This is a genomic window from Caldanaerobacter subterraneus, from assembly GCF_004345675.1.
GTDB lineage: Bacteria > Bacillota > Thermoanaerobacteria > Thermoanaerobacterales > Thermoanaerobacteraceae > Thermoanaerobacter > Thermoanaerobacter subterraneus.
Window position 1 is genome coordinate 44,866 of sequence record NZ_SLWU01000004.1, and the last position, 21,689, is coordinate 66,554.

At 38.2% G+C, this 21,689-nt stretch carries 23 protein-coding genes, 1 tRNA gene and 1 other annotated feature; of the genes, 18 read left to right on the forward strand and 6 right to left on the reverse strand.

The genetic code is table 11. The features are described 5' to 3' along the window. Positions 1-2: 2 nt before the first annotated feature. Positions 3-1,397 carry an MFS transporter gene (locus EV203_RS02485; protein ID WP_132039057.1) on the reverse strand — a complete coding sequence of 465 codons (1,395 nt, stop codon included), beginning with the start codon at positions 1,395-1,397 and terminating at the stop codon, positions 3-5. Between the two features lie 120 nt (positions 1,398-1,517). Here EV203_RS02485 and EV203_RS02490 point away from each other — a divergent pair, with 120 nt between their 5' ends. Continuing rightward, a complete protein-coding gene (locus EV203_RS02490) occupies positions 1,518-2,327 on the forward strand; it encodes a lipid II flippase Amj family protein (protein WP_132039058.1) in 810 nt (269 codons plus the stop codon). Between the two features lie 107 nt (positions 2,328-2,434). Next, positions 2,435-2,920 (forward strand): ribonuclease H-like YkuK family protein, encoded by a 486-nt coding sequence (locus EV203_RS02495; RefSeq protein WP_011025151.1) that lies wholly within the window; start codon positions 2,435-2,437, stop codon positions 2,918-2,920. 29 nt (positions 2,921-2,949) lie between these two features. Here the strand turns inward: EV203_RS02495 and EV203_RS02500 are convergent, their stop codons facing one another. Next, the gene (locus EV203_RS02500; RefSeq protein ID WP_132039059.1) at positions 2,950-3,816 is read right to left on the reverse strand and encodes a phosphatase PAP2 family protein; all 867 of its coding nucleotides are present in this window, start codon (positions 3,814-3,816) and stop codon (positions 2,950-2,952) included. Positions 3,817-3,962: 146 nt separating this feature from the next. On the opposite strand from EV203_RS02500, the gene EV203_RS02505 reads away from it, so the two are divergent. From EV203_RS02505 to larC2, 7 genes are all read left to right on the forward strand, one after another. Beyond that, a complete protein-coding gene (locus EV203_RS02505; RefSeq protein WP_011025153.1) occupies positions 3,963-4,655 on the forward strand; it encodes a Yip1 family protein in 693 nt (230 codons plus the stop codon). 152 nt (positions 4,656-4,807) lie between these two features. Continuing rightward, complete coding sequence (locus EV203_RS02510) at positions 4,808-5,299, forward strand: hypothetical protein (RefSeq protein WP_132039060.1); 492 nt, start codon at positions 4,808-4,810, stop codon at positions 5,297-5,299. Positions 5,300-5,345: 46 nt separating this feature from the next. Next, the gene (pgsA, locus tag EV203_RS02515; RefSeq protein ID WP_132039061.1) at positions 5,346-5,855 is read left to right on the forward strand and encodes a CDP-diacylglycerol--glycerol-3-phosphate 3-phosphatidyltransferase; all 510 of its coding nucleotides are present in this window, start codon (positions 5,346-5,348) and stop codon (positions 5,853-5,855) included. A 299-nt stretch (positions 5,856-6,154) separates the two neighbouring features. Further along, positions 6,155-6,979: an ATP-dependent sacrificial sulfur transferase LarE gene (larE, locus tag EV203_RS02520; protein WP_132039062.1), complete on the forward strand. Its 825-nt coding sequence runs from the start codon at positions 6,155-6,157 to the stop codon at positions 6,977-6,979. After that, positions 6,972-7,733 (forward strand): nickel pincer cofactor biosynthesis protein LarB, encoded by a 762-nt coding sequence (gene larB, locus EV203_RS02525; RefSeq protein ID WP_132039063.1) that lies wholly within the window; start codon positions 6,972-6,974, stop codon positions 7,731-7,733. Before larE ends, larB begins: the two co-directional genes overlap by 8 nt. Next, positions 7,730-8,458: a nickel pincer cofactor biosynthesis protein LarC gene (larC, locus tag EV203_RS14015; protein ID WP_132039064.1), complete on the forward strand. Its 729-nt coding sequence runs from the start codon at positions 7,730-7,732 to the stop codon at positions 8,456-8,458. The genes larB and larC overlap by 4 nt, the downstream gene beginning before the upstream one ends. A gap of 7 nt (positions 8,459-8,465) precedes the next feature. Continuing rightward, entirely contained in the window at positions 8,466-8,903 is a 438-nt protein-coding gene (gene larC2 / locus EV203_RS14020) for a nickel pincer cofactor biosynthesis protein LarC2 (protein WP_043884242.1), read from the forward strand. Positions 8,904-8,911: 8 nt separating this feature from the next. Here the strand turns inward: larC2 and EV203_RS02540 are convergent, their stop codons facing one another. Both EV203_RS02540 and EV203_RS02545 read right to left on the reverse strand, forming a co-directional pair. Further along, positions 8,912-10,258, reverse strand: a complete 1,347-nt coding sequence (locus EV203_RS02540) for a sensor histidine kinase (RefSeq protein ID WP_132039065.1) — start codon at positions 10,256-10,258, stop codon at positions 8,912-8,914. A 1-nt stretch (position 10,259) separates the two neighbouring features. After that, positions 10,260-10,931: a response regulator transcription factor gene (locus tag EV203_RS02545; RefSeq protein ID WP_009611103.1), complete on the reverse strand. Its 672-nt coding sequence runs from the start codon at positions 10,929-10,931 to the stop codon at positions 10,260-10,262. A 160-nt stretch (positions 10,932-11,091) separates the two neighbouring features. Here EV203_RS02545 and EV203_RS02550 point away from each other — a divergent pair, with 160 nt between their 5' ends. Together EV203_RS02550 and EV203_RS02555 are read left to right on the forward strand one after the other, a co-directional pair. Next, positions 11,092-11,973 carry a YckD family protein gene (locus EV203_RS02550; RefSeq protein WP_043884241.1) on the forward strand — a complete coding sequence of 294 codons (882 nt, stop codon included), beginning with the start codon at positions 11,092-11,094 and terminating at the stop codon, positions 11,971-11,973. 163 nt (positions 11,974-12,136) lie between these two features. Beyond that, complete coding sequence (locus EV203_RS02555; protein WP_132039066.1) at positions 12,137-12,658, forward strand: DUF2680 domain-containing protein; 522 nt, start codon at positions 12,137-12,139, stop codon at positions 12,656-12,658. Between the two features lie 10 nt (positions 12,659-12,668). On the opposite strand, the gene EV203_RS02560 is transcribed toward EV203_RS02555, so the two are convergent. Together EV203_RS02560 and EV203_RS02565 are read right to left on the reverse strand one after the other, a co-directional pair. Then, complete coding sequence (locus EV203_RS02560) at positions 12,669-13,217, reverse strand: biotin transporter BioY (protein ID WP_132039067.1); 549 nt, start codon at positions 13,215-13,217, stop codon at positions 12,669-12,671. A 128-nt stretch (positions 13,218-13,345) separates the two neighbouring features. Beyond that, positions 13,346-13,768, reverse strand: coding sequence for a bifunctional nuclease family protein (locus EV203_RS02565; protein ID WP_011025173.1), 423 nt, complete (start codon positions 13,766-13,768; stop codon positions 13,346-13,348). Between the two features lie 169 nt (positions 13,769-13,937). Between EV203_RS02565 and EV203_RS02570 the strand changes: the two genes are divergently transcribed. The 7 genes from EV203_RS02570 to EV203_RS02600 all read left to right on the forward strand — a co-directional run bounded on the left by EV203_RS02570 (position 13,938) and on the right by EV203_RS02600 (position 21,676). Continuing rightward, the gene (locus EV203_RS02570; protein WP_132039068.1) at positions 13,938-15,479 is read left to right on the forward strand and encodes a coenzyme F420-0:L-glutamate ligase; all 1,542 of its coding nucleotides are present in this window, start codon (positions 13,938-13,940) and stop codon (positions 15,477-15,479) included. A 76-nt stretch (positions 15,480-15,555) separates the two neighbouring features. Further along, entirely contained in the window at positions 15,556-16,086 is a 531-nt protein-coding gene (locus tag EV203_RS02575) for a hypothetical protein (RefSeq protein WP_046159858.1), read from the forward strand. 54 nt (positions 16,087-16,140) lie between these two features. Next, positions 16,141-16,343 (forward strand) — a binding site (T-box leader). Positions 16,344-16,402: 59 nt separating this feature from the next. After that, entirely contained in the window at positions 16,403-19,042 is a 2,640-nt protein-coding gene (locus tag EV203_RS02580) for a valine--tRNA ligase (RefSeq protein WP_132039069.1), read from the forward strand. 19 nt (positions 19,043-19,061) lie between these two features. Further along, positions 19,062-19,607, forward strand: a complete 546-nt coding sequence (locus EV203_RS02585) for a GNAT family N-acetyltransferase (protein WP_009610154.1) — start codon at positions 19,062-19,064, stop codon at positions 19,605-19,607. 23 nt (positions 19,608-19,630) lie between these two features. Beyond that, positions 19,631-20,917 (forward strand): bifunctional folylpolyglutamate synthase/dihydrofolate synthase, encoded by a 1,287-nt coding sequence (locus tag EV203_RS02590; RefSeq protein WP_132039070.1) that lies wholly within the window; start codon positions 19,631-19,633, stop codon positions 20,915-20,917. Positions 20,918-20,965: 48 nt separating this feature from the next. Continuing rightward, a complete protein-coding gene (locus EV203_RS02595; RefSeq protein WP_011025179.1) occupies positions 20,966-21,196 on the forward strand; it encodes a hypothetical protein in 231 nt (76 codons plus the stop codon). 405 nt (positions 21,197-21,601) lie between these two features. Beyond that, positions 21,602-21,676 (forward strand) — tRNA-Pro (locus EV203_RS02600). Positions 21,677-21,689 lie beyond the last annotated feature (13 nt).

Sequence of the window (21,689 nt, forward strand, 5' to 3'; positions counted from 1 at the left end):
AATCAATCCTTTCTTTGTATTTTGATATTGTCTCTGACAAGAGAAGTAAAGGCGCAGATTACAGAAAAAATTCCTGCAACTATGTATGCTTCTTTAATTGCCCTCATAAATGAAATGTTATAGGGTAAGTTAAAAGCTTGATAGGCTTTTAACCTGTTGGTGAAAATTGCACCGGCTACAGCGATTCCAATTACCATTCCTACATTTCTCATCGTGGCAAGGGAGGCAGAAGCTATACCCAGTCTATTTTTAGGAGCGCTTCCCATTACCGCGCTGTTGTTAGGAGTTTGGAAAATGGCATTTCCTATTCCAAATATAGCAAGACGCCACATGATATCAAACATGGGCGATTTTTCTGTGAGAGTAGCCATTAAAAAGAGAGCCAGAGCCGAAATTAATGCGCCGAAAGTTGAGAGGATTTGAGCTCCATACATATCGGCTAGAATTCCGCTTAAAGGAGCTACAATAAACATCATTGCAGGGAAGGAGGTCATAATTATGCCTGCTTTTTCAGTAGAGTAGCCCAGATGTTTCAGAAGAAAAGGGGTTAAAAAGGTCATCGTGTACTGGGCCATAAAGTTTAAAAGGGTACTTGTGATTCCAAAGGTGAAAGACCTTATTTTAAAAAGTGAGAAATCAAACATAGGGAATTCAACCTTGTTTTCTGTACGGATGAAGAGTATGAGAAATACTAAAAAAGCTGCGAAAGAAAAAATGCTTGGCACTGAATACCAGCCCCATGTTCCACCTTCTGATATAAAAAGCAAAAGGCTTGCTAAAAACATAAAAAAGTAGGTGGAACCATATGGGTCAAATTTTTCTGGCACTCCTTTGTTTTCAGGTACAACTGTATGGGCCCAAATGTAGCCAATTACACCAATAGGTACGTTTATGTAAAATATAGAAGGCCAACCCAAATATTTTAAGAGAAAACCTCCCAGAGTAGGTCCAATTGCAAGGCCTATTGAAATTGACATGGCGTTAATGCCTAATGCCTTACCCCTTTCATTTGGTGGAAATACAGAGGTGATTATTGCAGAAGACATTGACATGAGCATAGCTGCGCCTACTGCTTGAATAGCTCTCATTATTATCAACATATGTATGTTCACAGAAAAGCTTAAAATTAAGGAGGAAATCGAAAATGTCAAAAGGCCATATTCATATAATTTTTTGTAACCTAGTATGTCTCCAAGCCTTCCAAATGTCATCATTAAACTGCTTACAACAAGGAGATATATCATGGAAACCCAGCTTACTGTAGTTATGTTTGTGTGAAAAATCTTTGTGAATTCGGGCATTGCAAGATTTACAACACTTCCATCAATTGGGCCCATTATGCTTCCTATGACTACTGCCGATAATATAATCCATTTGTTGTATTGTTTTTGTGCCATTTGTACCCCTCCATCGAAATAAATTATATCACAAAGTTTGGCAAAAGATAAATGTTGAAAAAAAAGGCATTGTAAACTATAATTATAGGGGAATTTAAAGAGAGAATGGATGGGGAATAGATGATAGATATAAAAAGGCTTTTGATAGTTGCTTTTTTTACGATGATAATTCATTTTATTGACACCCTTTCTTATTCTATCAGGCCTTCGGGTGTCAGAACAAAAAAGCTTGCTGTTGCTTTATCGCTTTTTAATATAATGGCTGTAATATCAAGGCTTTCGAACATGATTCAAGCACCTTTTCTTGGAAGCATTGTGGACATGGCGATAAAGATGGAAAAGGTTGACCTTTTGCAAAATGACATGAGAGTGGTGCTTTTTTCTGCAACTTTAGGGGCTCTGCTAGCAGCTCCTTTAATGCCGACTTTTGTTTCCATATTTACCGTTGCAATAAACGGAATGGAAGGAGCAGGTACGGTTCCAAGGTTAATATTGCGGGGTTTCAGGTGGAGCAACCTCAAAAAAATTAAGAAAAAAATTGTGATTCCAAGGCTTTCTATGTTAAAAGGTGTTTTTAAAGCGGACATACCCAAAAGTTTTTTGATATACAACGTGATAATTACGTCTATATACACAACAGGAGTAATTTCTTCCCTTTACGCTGGAGCTATAATTCCAGAGTACAGGATTACGGCAAGTCAGCTCTCTGGCATTATAAACGGTTTTGCAACAATTTTGTTTACTGTAGTTGTAGACCCGGTAGCAGCTTTGATTACTGACTTAGCTATGAACGGTAAAAAGACTTTGAAAGATGTGGACAGCATGGTAGTATTGCTTGTTTTTGGGAAAATTTTGGGTACATTGATTGCGCAGCTTATTTTCCTGCCAGCAGCGAAACTAGTGCTCTTTGTGACAAAGTTGATTGTTTAACGTGAAAATAAAAAAATTTTAATACACTTTTAAAAAAAATAGTGTATAATTAAAATTAAATATTGCAAATTTTGATAGCAAATCTGCAATTAAAGGAGATGGGGCAGTTGTATTTCATTAGCCCAACCAAAGGAAAAATGCATATAGATCAAATGTTTGAAGACATCATGGATTTTGTCGAAGGAGACCGGCAAGCGGATTACCGGTTGATGGTAGGAACTGATTCACAGCCGGGCAATTCCATCTGCTTTGTGACGGCTGTCATCATATACAGAGTGGGTAAAGGTGCGCGGTACTATTACAGGAAATTTTATAATAAAAAATCCTTGACTTTAAAACAGAGGATTTTCATGGAAGCAACCTACAGCATTGAAGTGGCTAATTACCTCTTTGAGAAGCTTGTCGAAGCTGACAAGAACATAAATATACAGATTCACTTGGACGTAGGTGAAAATGGGAAGACTAGGGACATAATAAAAGAGGTTGTAAATATGGTGTTGGGATGCGGATTTGAGGCACAGGTAAAACCTGCTTCCTGTGGCGCCTCTAAGGTTGCAGACAAACACACAAAGAGTATGGCTAAAATTGGTTAAGCCTCCACTTTTGGTGGAGGCTTTTAATTTTATGCGATTTTTTTGTCGTTTAGCTTAAGGAGGAAAAATGTATAAGGCGCTCCTAGAGAAAGCCAAACTCCACAAAGGCTATACCTTAAAAAGTTAAACGCATTTTCATAAGGCATTATGAGTTTTAACCCCTCTTTTAAAGCAAAAAATACGGCAACTCCTATTAAAAATTTTGTTACCTGTTTAGAAAAAGTTCCATGAGTAGTAAAATCAAATTTTTCTTTGTCTACAAAGTAACCTGTCAAAACTCCAGCTATAAGTCCCATGTGCTCATATATATCCTTATGCGGGAAAATACATACAAATATAACAGGGACTATAATTGAAAGCAGTATTTTCAAATAAAGTGGAAATTTCAAAGGGTTCTCTCTTAGAATGCTATCAATTAATTCACCCAATACTACTATCAAGAAGGCTATCAAAATACCTCCAGCTATGTCTATAGGCCAGTGCACTCCTAAATACATTCTCGAAAAAGATACTAGGATTACCACAAGACTTCCCAAATACCATAGCCATTTTTTGTTATAGTGAACCATTAAAGTCCCCCAGAAAGTAGCAGAACCCTGTGCGTGGCCGCTCGGGAAAGAATAACCTCCGGCAGATTGAGTGAATATTGATCGTATCCCGGGATATCCTATGGGGCGGGAAATTTTTGTCACTTCTTTTATGACAGTGTTTATGTAGATAGAGGCTATTAAAATAAGTCCAAGTTTTAATCCCAACCTTTTGTCAATGCACCAGTAGAAAATGGGAATAAAGATAAAGTAAAAGCCGGAGCTTCCAAGCATTGTAAGTATTATAAAAAAATAGTCTAAAAAGGGATTTGATATAGTCTGTATGGCTTTTAATATTTCTGCTTGCATCTTATCACCTCAATATATATAATTCACCAGAAAAACCTAATTTCCTTCAGTTTAAAAAAATTTTAACACAAATTTAATAAAACTTGTGGTAAAATGTAGATAATGGAGTTTAAATTTAACAAATTTAGGATAGGGGGTTACGTAGAGTGAATTTTTTTGAAAGAATTTATGGCGTATTTTTTCAACCAAGGGAGACAATGGCGGATATAGTGAGAAAGAAGCCTGTGTGGGAGGGGATAATAGTCTTAATAATTGTAAGCCTCTTGTCCTCAGTGCTGGCTTTTAAGGTGGGTATATCCGGTCAGCCGATTCAACCAGGGCCTGGATTCTCTCATGCTCCAAGGCTTAATAATTTGTTTTTTGGCTTTATAGTGTTTGGTAGCATTTTTCTAAACCCGATACTGTATTTTATCTACGCAGCAATATATCATTTTTTGGCTGAGGTCTTAGGTGGAGAAATGTACTGGAGGGAGGAGAAGGAAGAAGGAGAAGCAGTGGTTTTAGGTACTGCTAAGGGACTTTATTCGGCAGTATGTTTTGCAGTGCTTCCGAGCATCTTTTCTGCACTGATTTCCCCGTTTTTGATGAAGTTTATGGGGGGAATTGGAGGAGTACTTCTTGGAATAACTGTATCTTTGGGAATTTTCATATGGATTGCCTTTTTGAACATTTTAGCAATGAAGGAGAACTATAAGTTGAGCACTGGAAATGCTGCCTTGGTCTTTTTTATGCCTGTGATAGTCGGGATAGTGATTGCAATACTTATGGCCATATTCTTGGGAAGCGTATTTGCAGGAGTTTTTTCTGAAATGATGAGAAGTATGCCGCCAATACAGTAATTCTAGGAAAAAATTTATTTAGTTTTTGACAGATAAGAGGGTTCTAGCCCTCTTTTTTGTTTTTATTATTTGTCGAAAATTATTTTCTATCCTTTAGCAGGATTTTTGAAGTTTATAAAGAATATATAAAAATATAGATAGGTGGTGTGGATATGAGAGAAATTGGAAAAGTGCTGATAAAAGATTTAGAAAAGAAAGATAAAAAAGCTTTTTCACTTTGGTTGCAGGATGTCAATGTTGTTAAATTTTTAATTGATTTGTTTAAAATATCGAGAAAGAAAGACAATGTCTTGAATATACCTTTTGGAAAAAACCGCAAGATGTTTGTTTTGGAGACAGAAGAAGGTGAAAAATTAGGCTTCTGCGTTCTTTACGATATCGACTGGCAGCAGAAAAGAAGCAGCATGTATATTTACATTGAAAAGAAGGAAAATATAGAAATGGATACTGCTCAAGAAATAGTAGACCTACTTCTTAAAAGGACGGCTTTGAAGTACAATTTAAAAGATATTGAAGTTCACACAAAGAATATCATCTTTGCAAAATGCTTTAACAAGGTTGAGGATTTTAAGAAAGACGAAGATGGATATAGCTTTAAGGTGGCTCTTGATAATAATACGTTAAGTCTCAATGCGGCCCGATAAGGGTCTTTTACTTTTGTAAAAGTTTTAATTTGCAAGGGGTGTCTTGATGAATATACCAAATATTTTAACTTTAGTAAGATTTTTGTTAATACCCGGCTTTGTATATGCTTTTTTTTGCATGCCAGAAGGGAATGTGTATGCAGCAATTATTTTTATACTCTCCGGCATTACAGATGTTTTGGATGGATACATTGCCAGGCATTTTAATCAGGTGACTAAGCTTGGGACTTTGTTAGATCCCCTTGCGGACAAGCTTATGGTGCTCACTGTTTTGACGAGTCTATGGCTTAAAGGTTTTATTCCTTTTTTCATAATAGGAGTTCTAGCAGTAAAGGAACTTGCCATGATAGTAGGAGCAGCTTTTCTCTACCGCAAGCAAAAAATTGCCATACCGGCTAATGCTTATGGAAAGGCAGCAACCTTTTTGTTTTACGTTGCCATAATTTTTTCTCTTTTTAGATGGCCCTACAACCTTTTTTTAATGATTTTAGCTCTTGGTTTAGCTGTCATAGCTTTTTTCGTTTATGCCTTTGAATTTTTTAAAAAAGCTATCTAAAATTAAACTTTTTCGCAAAAAAGGACGATATAAAAGACGTAGATTAAAATTGCAGGAGATGAGCGCCTCCACTGAAGAACAGCTCTCAGCAGTAGAAGACTTAAAGAGCGCTGCGAAAAACTTAAGAAGAGGTGGCATTAGAACCAGAAGAAGCTGTGAAGGTTTTTAGGATTTGAGAAAAGGACAAGAGAGTTGCTTGGAGGTTTTTACCTTCAAGCAATTTTTCATTTTGTTTCTTTTCATTCTTGTGTTAAAATAATTATACGCAGCATATGGGTATACCATAGGGGGGTGTTAGTATAGAGTATATAAAGAAGCTGGAGAAGTTAAGAGACTATGTAAAGAATTTAAAGAGGGTGTTAGTAGCTTTTTCTGGAGGAGTAGACAGCACTTTTTTGGCAAAAGTGGCATATGAAGAGCTTGGAGAGGATATGCTGGCCGTTACTATTTCAACACCCCTGCATCCTAAAAGGGAGATAGAAGAAAGTAAAAAATTAGCGAAGGTTTTGGGTTTTCCACATTTGGTGGTTAGATATGAGGAGGTACTTGAGATAGAGGAATTTAAGTCTAATCCTTTGAATAGGTGCTATGTTTGTAAGAAAAACCTGTTTTCAAAGCTTAAGGATATTGCAGAGGAAAGAGGATTTTATTACATTGTCGAAGGGACTAATGCGGATGATATCAATGATTTTAGGCCTGGGAGAAAAGCATTAAAAGAATTGGGCATACTGAGCCCTCTTTTGGACTGCGGGATAACCAAAGAAGAAATAAGGCTTTTTTCAAAAGAGATGGACCTTCCGACATGGAATAAACCTTCTTATGCCTGTCTTGCTTCTAGGATTCCTTATGGAGAAGAAATAACTTATGAGAAGCTCTCTATGGTTGAAAAGGCAGAGGAAAGTCTAAAGAGTTTAGGTTTTGATGGATTTAGAGTGAGATATCACGGGGATGTGGCTAGGATAGAGTTAAGAAAAGAAGATATGGAAAGAGTTTTTGAAGAGGATATTAGGAAGAAAATAGTGGAAAGTGTTAAGGAAGCAGGGTTTAAATATGTGACTTTGGACCTTGAAGGCTACAGGACTGGCAGTCTTAACCCTAAGAGGAGAGGAGTAGAGGATGTATAAGGAAAAGATACTTGAAGTTTTGGAGAAGTTCAAACAAGGCAGAATATCACAGGAGGAAGCTTTAAATATACTTCAGAATCTGCCATACGAAGACCTTGGATTTGCCAAGATTGATTATCACAGAGAGCTGAGGAAAGGCTTTCCTGAGGTCATTTTTTGTGAGGGAAAGACTCCCTATCAGGTTAGAGAAATAGCCTTGGCTATGCATAGAAAAGAGGTGGATGTCCTTGGTACAAGGGCATCAAGAGAGCATTTTGAAGCAGTAAAAGAGGTTATAGATAAGGCTATCTATTATGAAGAGGCCAGAATAATTTCTGTGAAGAATACCCCTTTAAAAAAGACAAAGGGAGTTATAGGGGTAGTTGCAGCTGGCACTTCTGATTTACCTGTTGCAGAAGAAGCAGCTGTCACAGCTGAACTTATGGGGAATACTGTAAAGAGATTTTACGATGTGGGAGTTGCAGGACTACATAGACTGCTTCACAAGCTAGATGAAATAAGAAAGTGCAGGGTATTAATTGCAGTGGCAGGGATGGAAGGGGCTCTTCCCACAGTGCTGGGTGGGTTGGTGAGTGCTCCTGTAATTGCCGTGCCGACAAGTGTCGGATACGGTGCGAATTTCAGAGGGCTTTCAGCACTTTTGGCCATGTTAAATTCCTGTGCTAGCGGAGTCACAGTTGTTAACATTGACAACGGCTTTGGTGCAGCTTACGCAGCCACTCTGATAAATAGGATAGGGGAGGAAGGAAAATGAAAGTACTTTATTTTGACTGCTTTGCAGGGATTTCCGGAGATATGACCATAGCCTCTTTGCTCAATCATGTGGATGAAGAGGAGTTTAAAAAAGAAATAAAGAAGATTGCATTGAAAGATTTTGATATTGAGATCAATACAACGCGCAAAAATACTATAAGCGCGAGAACTTTCAAGGTAATCTATCAGGAGGAGAAGCATCATCACAGGCATTTAAAGGATGTAAAAGAGATTGTAGAAAGAAGTGAGCTTTCTGAGAAAGTAAAAAAATTGAGCGTTGAAATGTTTGAGAGGCTGGCTGAAGCGGAAGCGAAAATTCACGGCAGAAGTGTGGAAGAAGTTCATTTTCACGAGGTAGGAGCTGTGGATTCTATTGTAGACATAATAGGGACTGCTATATTAATTGACATGATAAAGCCGGATAAAATTGTATCATCTCCTCTTCCTGTAACGTCGGGGTTTGTACACACGCAGCACGGACTTATGCCTGTTCCTGCCCCTGCCACGGCTGAGCTTTTAAAAGGAATCCCGGTGAAAAGCATAGATATAGAGGGAGAGCTTGTAACTCCGACAGGAGCTGTGATTATAAAGACTCTGGCGGGCGAGTTTGGTGGTATTCCAGATATGGTGATACATTCTGTCGGATACGGTGCAGGTATGAGGGACCTTGAGATACCCAATTTATTGAGGACTTACGTAGGAGAAGAGGAAGTAAAAAAAACCTGAAACATTGATGGTTTTGGAGACAAATATAGACGATATGAATCCTGAATTTTATCAATATTTGTTTGATAAGCTTTTTGAGAATGGAGCTCTGGATGTTTTTTTAACACCTGTAATCATGAAAAAACAGAGGCCAGGTGCGCTTATTACAGTTATATGTGAAGAAGAGAAGGTTGGAAGGCTAAAAGAGGTAATTTTCAAAGAGACTACTACTTTTGGAATAAGGTATTATGAAGTGTTAAGGCACAAGCTGGACAGAGAAATTGAAGAGATTACTACGCCTTATGGGAATATAAGAGTCAAAAAAGGGTATTTTAATGGAAAGCTCATTAAAGCCTATCCCGAGTATGAGGATGTAAAAGCTGTTTCAAAGAAGACAGGTGAAGGGATAAATGACGTTTACAGGGCTATCATGAAGGAAATAGAAGATAAGTTTTTTAAATCTTAAAAGCGGGGCTATTTCCCCGCTTTTAAAGTAAAGTAAAAAGTTGTCCCTTCTCCTTCTTTGCTCCTTATTCCGAAATCGCTTTGATGTAGGGTAAGTATTTCTTTCACTATTGCAAGGCCAAGTCCTGTTCCAGATTTATTTCCTTTGTAGAATCTATCAAATATATGTTCAAGGTCTTTTTCCGGTATTCCACATCCGGTATCTGATATTTTAATGAGGACGTCTTTATCCTGAAGTTCTGCGGTGATAGAAAGCGTTCCTCCATTTTCCATGCTTGCTATAGCATTGCTTATTATGTTTATTATTGCTCTTTTTATCATCTCTCTATCTGCTACGACCTTAACTTTCAAGTTTTCAAGTCTTACTTCAATGTTCTTTTCTAAAATTTGAATTTCAAATATATCAAGAATTTCAAATATTAATTTTTCCAGGTCAATTGTCTCTTCCTTCACCTCCACCATTCCTGATTGAAGTTTAGAAAGCTGCAGAACATCGTCTACCAGTTTTGACATCCTCTCTGTTTCTTTGATTACTGTGTTTAAATATTTTTCTCTTTTTTCTTTGTCCTCCCCGTAATAATCTAAAAGCATTTCTGAATATCCTCTTATGAGGCCTAAAGGTGTTTTTAAGTCATGGCTTATATTTGCAATTAAATCTTTTCTAAACTTGTCTGTTATAGAAAGCTGCTTTACCATTGTGTTCATGGACTTTGCAAGCTCTCCCAGTTCATCTTCCTCTTTGTAATTTATTTTTACGTTCAAATTTCCTGAGGCGATTTCATGGGCTGCATTTTTTAGGATCTGTATTGGGCGAGTGAATTTTTTGGACATATAGCTGGACACAACGAGAGTAGAAACTATGGTGAGTGCAAAGATCCACCAGAAGACCTCTTTAAAGAGATTGACAGAGTCGTTTATAGAAGCCTCAGGTAAACTCATAATTAAGATAGCGGGTTTGCCGTTGTACAAAAAAGGCCTCACAATTGAGAGGTATTCTATGTGGAGAAAAGGGTGTTCGTATTTTACGACTCTCGTAGTGTTAGTAGGCCTTAAGAGTATTTCAGGGATTCCAAGTCCTCTCATTCCATGCCCTCTATTGTTTCCAGCTATTACTATGTCGTTTTCTGTGATTGCTATTACTCTTGCATTTGACTTGTCTATGAGTTCGCTTATTAGCATTTCATTGTTATTGTTTATGGCCTGCACTATCTGCTCGCTGTAACTTTTTAATTGATTTACCTTGTAATACTCGTATATTCTGTTTATGAAAACTACCTGTGTCAGCCAGAAAAGCAAAAGTACTACCATTCCTATGGAAAGGTATGATATAAAAAGTTTTTTCCTTATTCCCTTCAAATCAGTCACCTTCCAGTTTATAACCTATTCCCCACACAGTTTTTATGAGGTTTCTCTTTTCGCCCAATTTTTCTCTCAGCTGTTTTATGTGAGTGTCGACTGTCCTCAAATCTCCGTAAAAATCGTAGCCCCAGACTTCATTGAGACATTTTTCGCGGGATACAACTTTTCCCTTGTTATCCAGTAAAAGCTTTAAAAGGTCAAATTCCTTTGGAGTGAGCTCAATTTTTTTGCCATCAACAGTGACTTCCCTCGAATGAACATCCATGACAATCCCTTGATATTCTGTTTTTCCATCCTCTTGAGAGCCATATGTCCTTGATAAAATTGCTTTTACACGGGCCACTACTTCTCTGGGACTAAAGGGCTTTACTACATAATCATCTGCTCCCAATTCAAAGCCTAAGAGTTTGTCGTATTCTTCTCCTCTTGCCGTTATCATCATCACAGGAACTTTGGATGTTTCCCTTATTGTTTTTAAAAGGCTCCATCCGCTTATATCAGGGAGCATTATATCCAAGAGGATTATCTTTATATCTTTGTTTTCGTTGAAGAGGTCAAGGCCTTCTTTTCCATTTTTTGCAGTCAATACTTGATATCCATTATTTTCTAAATAAGTTTTTAATATATCTCTCATTCCTTCTTCATCTTCAATTACCAAAACTTTGTGCATCAAAAAACACCTCCTGAATTTAGTTTACTTTTTTTTCGGCAAGTTTACAATATTTTAAATTAAACTTTCACACTTTCCTCACAGATTTTAAAAAAATGTGTCACACTTTAGGGATATCATAAATAATGAAAATAAAATTATTGAAAGGAGGTACTTTAACTTGAAGAAAAACAAGTGGTTAATCGCATTAGCGGTAATACTTGCTTTGGCAATTCCTCTTACAGTTTTTGCTGCAAATCCTGAGGCTGGAACAAAAATTAAGAGCTTTTTTGGAATTGACACATCTAAATTGACACCTCAGCAAAAACAGATGATTTCTGATTACAACAAGAAAATTGCAGACCTTGAAAAGGAGTTTGTAAACAAGCTTGTGGATGCAGGGCTTATAACAAGGCAGCAGGCAGACAATATAATTAAAAACATTGATGAAAGAGTTTCTAAGGCTGATGAAAACAACGTTCCTTTTTTCATGGGCGGAAAGGGATTTGACAGAGGATTTTTTGGAATAGGCAGAATAGACACCTCTAAGTTCACAGATGAACAGAAAAAGGCTTTAGAAGATATATACAAACAAATGGCTGAACTTCAGAAAAATTTGGTAAATAAGCTAGTATCTGAAGGGGTTCTTACTCAGGACCAGGCAAATAAAATTATAAATGCTATAGATAATGCAGTAGCTAACGCTGACAAAAATTTATACGCTATGTTTGGTGGAAAAGACGGGCTTGGGTTTATTTTAAGGGGAATTGACCCATCGAAGTTAACAGAACAGCAGAAAAATGAGCTTATCAATTATTTCAAACAAATGGCACAGCTTCAAAAGCAGCTAGTTGACAAACTTGTAAGCTTTGGAACAATCACACAAGATCAAGGAAATACAATCAAAAATAGAATTGATGAGATGGTAAAGAATATAGAGCAAAATGGATTGCCTCAAAAATTTTTCAGGCATTTTGAATGGAAAAAGGAATTTAAAAAGGAATGGTTTAAGGAAAATGCTGGTTCTCCAGTTATACCTCAAGGAAATGGAAATTCAATATGAATTTTAGGGTGGCTTCTGCCACCTTTTTATTTATTTCTTTTAAACTTCACATTATTATGTGAAAATGCTCACAGCCTTTTCACAATTTCATTATTGGTTGCTCAAACTAAAGGGGTATTATATAAATGTAACAGCAAAAAATAAAAAAAGGAGTGGTGTTAAGATGAATTTTAAAAAGACTCTAGCAGTAGTACTTACAGGAGGAATGCTTTTAAGTGGAGTGGCAGCTTATGCTGCAACAAATGGCAGCACGGTGAATATTCCACAAACAAAGCAGTATTCAAGTGAAGCTCCAAGGTATGGCATGAGCAGGAATGCAGATTTTCTAGCTAAATTGACTGGAAAAAGCGCAGACGAAATCTTAAATGAGTTAAAGGCAGGAAAGACAATGGTCCAAATTGCAGAAGAAAATGGGATAACACTTGACAGCCTGAAGAAAGCGTTAATTGAGCAAAAAGAAGCTTATATAGACCAGCTAGTAAAAGAAGGCAAAATAACACAGGATAGAGCTGATGCCATGAAGCAAAATATTGAGCAGAGAATAAGCTCTTGGGATGGAACATGTCAATACGGCAAAGGTTCTGGATTAGGGCTTGGAATGGGCTATGGCAAAAATAATGCTGGAAAAATGAGCGGTTTTGGTCAGGGCTTTGGAGCAAAAGGACAGTACAGAGGAGGTAGATAAAAGGCAGGGATTACCCCTGCCTTTTATTATATATTTCCATTACTGGCTTTAGTTTTAAAGTCAAGTAAGATGCCACAATGGCTTTTATTATATCCCCGGGTATGAAAGGAAGAGCTCCTACCATAATGGCTTTTTTCAAAGATATGCCCGCAACAAATGATAATTGCGTTATTCCTGCGATATAGACCAATATTATTCCAAATAGAATATATGCAAGAAGTACGTTAAAAAAGTTTACCCTTCTGTTCCTCAAGGTCAAAGAAATGAATAAAGCAGCGAAGGGCCAGCTTAGTATGTACCCTCCTGTAGGTCCTACGATGACGTTTATTCCACCAGTTAGGCCGGAAAAGACCGGCACTCCAACTGCCCCCAAAAGGTCAAAGACAAAAAGGCTCAAAAAAGCAGCGACAGGGTTTAAAAGTCCTCCTGCAAGCATCACTGCAAATGTCTGTCCTGTTATTGGCACTGGAGAAAAAGGTAGAGGTATTTTTATAAATCCCATTATAAAAGTTATAGCAGCAAATAGGGATGCCATAGTCATGTCTTTAGTTTTTATCATTTTTTTGCCCCCTCAATTGAAAGTTTCATGGCTATATTATAAATTCTGGGCTGAAAATTGTCAACCATATTTTAAAATTGGTTAACTATTTTTCTAAAAAATAATCCCCCTTTGCGGGGGACAATGAATTACTCATTTTTATCTTCGAATTTTAAATCTGCCATGTCGTAGGTAAATTCCGCAAGTCTTACATTTAGGTATATGGGCATGTCAGTGCGAACCGCTAAAGCTATGGCATCGCTTGGCCTTGAATCCAGCTTTATAAGTTTATCTCCTTGTTTTATATGAACTTCCGCGTAGTAGGTGTCGTCTTTAAGGTCAGTTATAACCACTTTTTCTGGTTTTCCGCCCAGCTCCTCAATTGCTGATTTTAAAAGGTCTGGGGTGAGAGGTCTTGGAGGTTTTATTCCTTGAAGAGGTATCGCGATATTTTGAGCCTCTAATGGTCCTATCACTATCGGCAATACTTTTTTCTCATTTTCATCTGTCAAAAGTACGGAAAAATTGCCCTCCACGTCCATGGTGATTGCCTTTACATTAAATCTCAACATTTTTTACACCTCGATTTCAATGCAATACTTTCCTTAATATCATTATATCATACTTGTGCAAATTTAGTCTGATAAATTATGTAGTCAAATCAAAGGATTTGAGGTATAATTTTAATTGGGATAGAAATTTTAGGTAGTAAGGGAAGGGCTGAAAAAGGAAGGTGAGAGGATGTCAAAAAAGAATGAATTGGTTGTAGCACAGGCTTTGGCTGTAAAGACAGGGCTTATCTTGCCAAATGATGACATCTCAGAGATTGTCTCTGAGGCGGTTAAAGGAATTGCTGAGGATGGAGACATAGTTTGCGTTACAGAAGCGGTTGTGGCAAGGTCTCAAAACAGATATGTGACCTGTGATGACCTGTCTAAAATGATCAAAGAAGGGTTTAAATTAAACCCAGGAAGCACACTGGCAGTTGTGTATCCTATCGCCAGTCGAAATCGATTTGCCCTTGTTTTGAAGGCCATAGCTAAGGCAACTGATGGAGGAAGAGTGATTGTCACTTTTCCAATTCCGTCAGATGAAGTGGGCAATCAAGTGATAGACCCTGAAATGGCAAGGATTCGCCTTGGACTTAAGACTGTGTACAAGCATTTAACTTCTGCGAGAGGAAGCACGCCTCACTTAAATATCCTGATTAGAGAAGTGATAACGGCTTTGATACTCCAGTCTCTGGGGTATAGCATTGTGGGCATGAGAAAAATTTTAGGAACAGGCCTATCAGACATAACTGTGAGAACTCCTGAGGGGTTGATTGCTCCTTTAGAAGTTACTTTTACAGACCATCAAAAGGCTGCAAAAAAAGCTGTAGAGATTTTGGCAGACATGCCTGAAGCTCGCAAAGCCTTTGCAGCAGGTGTGGACCTTGGAAGGAAAGAGTTTGTTCTCTTTGATGCTTTAAAATACGTTTCTGGAGATGAAAATCCAATTTATCAGATTTCTTTTGCCGATAAATTGGATGCCTTTGCAGATGATGAGGCTATATATTCCGAAGAACTCGGCAATGAGATGTTCAAACATCCTATAACAGGGGTAGACTACAGGAGGCTGTATTTAGACCTCATTGAAGAAACAGGGGCAAAAGGAGAAGTGATATTTACAAACAATCCCTTTAAAGTATACGAGATGGGCTATTTGGACGGAATAATTTTGGGAGAGGTCCATGCAAGGAAATTCCGTAAAGACCTTTTCTTGGCTTTTGGAGCAAAGGTTCCTGTGAAGACGCTGGATGAAATAGGGCCTGCTCCCTGGGGAGTCATAGGTTCTAACGTTTCTGATTACCAGAAAGGGGTATTGAAGCTATTGCCTGAAGATGCAGATGGCACAGCAGAGAAGATAAGAGAAAAAATACTAGAAAAGACGGGCAAAGACGTGGATGTGCTAATCTTTGGCGACGGAGCTTACAAAGACCCAGATACTGGTATATATGAATTGGCAGACCCATATCCATCTTTAGGTGCATCGGAAAGGCTGAGAGGATTTAAATTAAGGGAAGGAAAGAAACTAAAACTTGCAGTAGATACCTTGTACAACAAAGGCTACAGCAGAGACCAGATTGAGGAGATTTTAAGTCAAAATCAGGAAGAACAAAGCGACTTAGGTACTACTCCGAGAAGACTGGTGAGCATAGCAGCCACACTTGCAGACCTTTTAGCCGGATCAGCAGACCAGGGAACCCCCATTGTTATAGTAAGAGGTATGAAAAGAGGGTGATTTTCACCCGACATTTATGTCTTTTCAGCAAGTTGTTTTACTAGAGAGTAATTGAAAATTTAAAGGGGGAGATAATATGCCTGCCTTAAAAATTGCTGCCAATGCGCTTACTATAGGCAGAGCAGTAATAGGCATAATCATTGGGGGATTAGGGGCCTATCAGGGGCGGCAGGCTCTTAAGACTACAGTTTTACTCCTTATGACTGCATGGTTTAGTGATGTTGCTGATGGATTTTTGGCGAGAGCTTCAAAAGTAAAAGTCAAAGACTGGATCGGGGAGCACGACCTCTACGCTGACATGACGGTATCTGCGGGAGTGCTTTATTATTTGACTTCTAGCAATTACATTCCTGCTTATGCGGGATGGGGAATTTTCATCGGTTCTGTAATTTTACTTTACTATTTTCCTTCTACTACTCTTGCGGAAGGGCTTCAGGCAATACCCTATGCTCTTATGATATACACAAGCTTTGTCCATATCCCATTTTACGGATTTTTAATAGTGGCTTTTCTACTTTTCCTGATAGTCATAACTTGGCCGCGCTTTCCGAAGGAAAAAGTGCCTGGCTTTTTAAACGGGATGAGGAATTTAAAAAGGCGAATTTGAAAGGATCTATTGACAAGTCCGGAAACTTTGGATATATTATATATCAAAACAGAATATCAGGCTGTGAAGGAGAGGAGTAGGTGTACACTGGCTACAGAGAGGGACATCCCATGGGCTGAAAGGAGTCCCGCCAAAGGTACACTGAAGGTAGCTCTGGAGCCTGCAGGCCGAAATAGGAGTAGGTCTGATCGGGTTTGCCCGTTACAGCGTGAGTGATAAATGAAGGTGGTACCGCGGAATGCCCTTTCGCCCTTCCTGGGTGAAAGGGTTTTTTTAAAGTAAAAAGATATAACAACAGATCTAAGGGGTGTGAAGGATGAAAGATATAGCAAAGACGTATAATCCCAAGGAATTTGAAGACAAGATATATTCTTTCTGGATGGAAAAAGGCTTTTTTACTCCGAAAATTGCCCCTCATAAAAAGCCTTTTACTATTGTGATACCTCCTCCGAATGTCACAGGAGAGCTTCATATGGGACATGCTTTGGATAATACCCTGCAGGATATACTGATAAGATGGAGGAGGATGCAGGGCTATGCAGCCCTTTGGATTCCTGGTACAGACCATGCGAGTATTGCTACTGAGATAAAGGTTTTGGATAAAATAAGGGAAGAGACAGGGAAGACTAAAAAGGACCTTACCAGAGAAGAATTTCTAGAAAAAGCCTGGGAATGGAAGGATAAGTATGAGAATAGAATCTTAAGTCAGCTCAAAAAACTGGGGTCTTCCTGCGATTGGACAAGGACAGCCTTTACAATGGATGAAAAGCGTTCAAAGGCTGTAAGAGAAGTTTTTGTGTCCTTATACGAAAAAGGACTTATATACAAGGGGAATAGAATAATAAACTGGTGCCCCAGCTGTAATACTGCCTTGTCAGATGCAGAAGTGGAGCATAAGGAGCATAAAGGACATCTTTGGTACATCAAATACCCTGTAAAAGGGGAAGAGGACTATGTAGTAATTGCTACAACAAGACCTGAGACCATGCTGGGAGATGTGGCTGTAGCTGTGCATCCTGAAGATGAGAGGTACAAGCACTTAATTGGCAAGACTTTAATACTTCCGCTTGTAGGAAGAGAGATACCTGTCATTGCGGATGAGTATGTGGACCCCTCCTTTGGGACAGGAGCTGTAAAGGTGACTCCAGCTCATGACCCCAACGATTTTGAAATAGGTGTAAGGCATAACCTGCCTTTTATAAATATAATGAATGAGAATGCGACAATAAACGAAAATGGAGGTAAATACGAAGGCCTTGACAGGTATGAAGCTAGGGAAAAAATAGTGAAAGACCTTGAGGAACAAGGACTTCTCTTGAAAGTAGAGGAGCATGTCCACAATGTAGGTCATTGCTACAGATGTGATACAGTTGTTGAGCCTTTGCTTTCTGAACAGTGGTTTGTCAAAATGGAACCTCTGGCAAAGCCAGCTTTACAGGTAGTAAAAGAGGGTAAAATAAAATTTGTACCCGAGAGGTTTGAAAAAATCTACACAAATTGGCTGGAAAACATAAAAGACTGGTGCATTTCAAGGCAGCTGTGGTGGGGACACAGAATACCAGCTTGGTACTGTGAAGATTGCGGCCATGTGACAGTTTCTAGAGAAGATCCTGTAAAATGTGAGGCCTGTGGCAGCACTAACATACATCAGGACGAAAATGTGCTGGATACATGGTTTAGCTCTGCGTTGTGGCCTTTCTCAACCATGGGATGGCCAGAGGAAACTGAAGATTTGAAGTACTTCTACCCAACAGATGTATTAGTCACAGGTTATGACATAATATTCTTCTGGGTTGCAAGAATGATATTCATGAGCCTTGAATTTATGAAAGAAATACCATTTAAGTATGTGTTAATTCACGGACTTGTAAGGGATGCCCTTGGAAGAAAGATGAGCAAATCATTGGGGAATGGAATAGATCCTCTGGAGGTTATAGAGAAGTATGGAGCTGATACACTGCGCTTTACGCTTGTAATAGGAAATGCGCCCGGAAATGACATGAGATTTAGCTGGGAAAAGGTAGAGCACAGCAGGAATTTTGCGAATAAGCTGTGGAATGCATCCAGGTATGTGCTTTTGAACCTGGATGAAAATGATACAAATCTGTACATTGACAATCTAACTCTTGCAGATAAGTGGATATTGACCAGATACAATAACATTGTAAAAGAAGTAACAGACAATTTAGAAAAATTTGAGCTGGGAGTTGCTGCTTCAAAGCTTTACGACTTTGTGTGGAGCGAGTTCTGCGACTGGTATATAGAGCTTAGCAAGCCTGTCCTTTACAGCGACAATGAGGAAGCCAAGAAAGTTACAAAATCTGTATTAAGATATGTGCTTGACAATACATTGAGGCTTTTGCATCCTTTCATGCCATTTATTACCGAGGAAATATGGCAGAATTTGCCTCATGAAGGGGAAAGCATAATGGTGGCAGAATGGCCAAAATACAGGGAAGACCTTGATTTTGAAGAGGATGCTAAAAAGGCGGAAATTATAATGGAGGCTATACGCGCTATAAGGAATATAAGGGCGGAAGCCAATGTATCTCCTTCTAAGAAGGCAAAAGTAATAATAGCTGTTGAGAAAGAAGAGCATGAGAAAATTTTTGAGTCTGGTAAAAACTATATAATGAAACTTGCTGGAGCGAGTGAAGTGGCAATTGAAAGAAACAGAGGCAACATACCTCAAAAAGCTATGAGTGCGGCCATTTCCGCAGGACTGGTAGTTGTACCCTTAGAAGAGCTAATAGATCTTGAAGAGGAGATAAAGAGGCTTGAAGAGGAAAGAGAAAAGGTATTGAAGGAAATTGAAAGGGCTCAGGGCCTTTTGAACAATGAAAATTTTGTCAAAAAGGCTCTTGAAAAAGTAGTAAATGCAGAAAGAGAAAAGCTTGAAAAGTACACTGCTATGTTAAAGAACATAGAGGAAAGATTGAGCCTTTTAAATAGTTAATCCTGTCAGGGGGAGTTTTATGATTTCTCTTTTCAAAAATTTAAAAAGGCAAAAGAAAGAACCAGATATTGTAATAAGGGAAGCGAAGGTAAAAGATGCCAAGGGCATAGTCAAACTTTTAAATAGCATTGGAAAAGAAAAAGTGTATATAGTCTCGGAGAGCTTCAACTGGACGGAAGAAGAGGAGAGGCAGCTTATTAAAAATCTCGACAGGACCAAGGACCTGATTCTCGTAGCAGATTATGGGGGTGAGATTGTAGGCTGTCTCACCCTCTTCCGCTACTATGGCGGAAGGTCTCCAAAAGTGCAGCATATTGGAGAAATAGGAATAAGTGTGGATGCGCGTTTTAGAAATAGAGGAATTGGCACCAGGCTTTTTGAGGAGGCTATAAAATGGGCAAAGAGTAGAGGTTATGAGAAACTTTGTCTGAGCGTGTTTAGCACAAATGAAGTAGCCATACATCTTTACAAAAAATTTGGCTTTATAGAAGAGGGGAGGAGAAAAAAGCAGTTCAAAATAGGCGATGAATATGTAGATGAAGTTTTAATGGGACTATTTTTATAAACTTAAAATAGGGGATGGGGCAAATGACATATGAAGAGGCTATCCAGTACATTCACAGTACTTACAAGTTCGGCATGAAATTAGGACTTGAAAATATAAGAAGGCTTTTAGGATATATGGGGAATCCTGAAAAAAATCTCAAAATTATCCATGTAGCAGGGACCAATGGAAAAGGGTCCACTTCTTCTTTTATAAACAGCATTTTAAAAGAAGCTGGCTATAAAGTGGCTCTTTATACTTCCCCTTACCTGGAAGAGTTTGAAGAGAGGATGAAAATAAATGGAGAAAATATTTCCAGGGAAAAGCTCGTTTACTATGTAGAGTACATAAAGCCAATAATTGCAAGGATGGTACGGGAAGGATATAATCATCCAACAGAGTTTGAAGTCATCACTGCCATTGCTTTTAAATATTTTTCCGATGAAGAAGTAGACTTTGTAGTGCTGGAAGTAGGACTGGGGGGGAGATTTGATGCCACAAATGCTATTTCTTCTTCTCTCGTTTCAGTTATAACTTCTATTGATTATGACCATATGGATAAGCTTGGAAATACCTTAGGAGACATAGCCTATGAAAAAGCAGGGATAATAAAGAAGAAAGGAGTTGTAGTAAGTTTTTACCAGCAAGAAGAGGCCTTAAAAGTGATTAATGATGCCTGTGAGGTAAAAGAGGCGTATTTAACTGTTTTGGATAAAAGTAATGTAGTGATAAAAGAGCAAAATTCGGATTTTCAGGTTTTTGATTATAAAAATTTTAAGGATTTGAAGATAACTCTTCTGGGTACTCATCAGATTTACAATGCTTCTCTTGCGGTGGAAGTCATTCAAAAACTTAAGAATATTTATGGATATAGAATTGAGGAAGAGGCAATAAAAAGAGGCTTAATGAGTGCGAAGTGGCCTGGGAGATTAGAAGTCATGAAAAAAAGGCCGTACGTAGTAATAGACGGTGCACACAATCCGCAGGGGATGACAGTACTGAAAGAAAGCCTGAAATTATTTAATTATAGGAGATTAATTTTGGTTATTGGGATGCTTAAAGATAAAGAAGTAAATAAAATGCTTAATATCATAACTCCTGTGGCAGATGTGATTATAACTACTACTCCGCTAAGCGACAGAGCTTACAGCGCAAAAGACCTTGCCAGCAAAATTTCTAGAAATAGTGTGTTCGCAGTAGACCAAATTGACAAGGCAGTGAATGAAGCACTAAAAATGGCAGGTGAAGAGGATATGGTCCTTTTTTGTGGATCTCTTTACATGATAGGCCATGTGAGGAAATTGTTAAGAGGAGTACTAAATAAAAAATGACTTTAATATAATGAAAGGTGTAGAGCCCGTGAAGAGAAGGTGGTTGTTATGGAAATTACAGGTAACACATTGCTGCAGGAGATAGATAAAGCACTAAAGGCAATGAAGGAAGCAGAGAGAAATTTAGAGATGTTAGAAAATGACAACTACCTTAAGATAAAATTGGCTCGACTGAAGTACGACTTTGCGAGACAGGAATATTTGAGACTTTTGAGAATTGCCAGGGAACAAAAGCTAAAATATAACATGAGCGAATTGGCGGAGAAAATAGTAGACTAATGACAAAAGCGGTCCCAAAAGACCGCTTAAGTTATTGTTCAGGAATTTTGATTTCCTCTTCGAAATCGCATTTAGAATTTTGCGAATGAGCGCAGCAAAAGCCATTGCAATTATGAATACATGTAATTGCATTACATTTCTTCATCGTAAATAGATTAAATTTTATAGGCTTTAAATCCTGCATCATTGCTATCTCGAAGTATGTCATAGTCATCGCCTCTCATACTTTTGATACTTATATTATACACTCTATTCATTTATCTGTCAATTGCAAGTAAGAAAATTAAAATTTCAAAATATGGAGTAATTTTTGGACCTTTACCCCAAATAGAAAAAGCTTTTGCAATTATTTTAAGCTTTTTCTTTATTGAAAAAACAGAAGGGATATGGTAAAATAAACATTGTCGGGGCATGGCGCAGCGGTAGCGCGCGCGGTTCGGGACCGTGAGGTCGCAGGTTCAAATCCTGTTGCCCCGACCATAATAGTAATCAT